The 683-nt window shown below is 62.7% G+C and carries 1 protein-coding gene; it reads right to left on the bottom strand.

All coding sequences use genetic code 11. From position 1 onward, the window contains the following. Positions 1-683 (bottom strand): 2-oxoacid:ferredoxin oxidoreductase subunit beta (locus JT362_RS35315; protein ID WP_260196311.1); only part of this gene is annotated, 683 nt, incomplete at both ends.

The raw sequence follows: 683 nt of genomic DNA, 5'->3' as shown, positions 1-683 counted from the left end.
CCGAACACGATGGGTTTGCCGTGTTGGACGGGGATGAGGCGTTGTTCCTTCTGTCCTGGTTCTTTGAGTACGTCGAAGGCGCCGTCGTTGAAGATCGGGCAGTTCTGGTAGATCTCGACCAGGGCTGAGCCGCGGTGTTGGGCGGCGGCGGTCAGGATGTTGGTCAGTTGTGCGCGGTCGTTGTCCAGGGTGCGTGCGACGAACGACGCTTCGGCGCCCAGCGCCAACGAGAGGGGGTTGAAGGGGTGGTCGACCGAGCCCATGGGGGTGGATTTGGTGAGTTTCCCGGTTTCGGAGGTGGGGGAGTACTGGCCCTTGGTCAGCCCGTAGATGCGGTTGTTGAACAGCAGGATCTTCAGGTTCACGTTCCGGCGCAGGGCGTGGATGAGGTGGTTCCCGCCGATCGACAGGGCGTCGCCGTCGCCGGTGACGACCCAGATCGACAGGTCGGGTCGGGTCACGGCCAACCCGGTCGCGATCGCGGGGGCGCGGCCGTGGATGGAGTGCATGCCGTAGGTGTTCATGTAGTAGGGGAACCGGGACGAACACCCGATGCCCGAGATGAACACGATGTTCTCCCGTTTCAGCCCCAACGAGGGCAGAAACGACTGCATAGCGTTCAACACCACATAGTCACCACACCCGGGACACCACCGCACCTCCTGATCGGACTTGAAGTCCTT

The organism is Actinophytocola gossypii (genome assembly GCF_025165815.1).
In the GTDB taxonomy this organism is placed as follows: domain Bacteria; phylum Actinomycetota; class Actinomycetes; order Mycobacteriales; family Pseudonocardiaceae; genus Actinophytocola; species Actinophytocola gossypii.
Note: the sequence above shows the minus strand (reverse complement) of the source record. Positions and strands in the feature narration are given on the sequence as shown.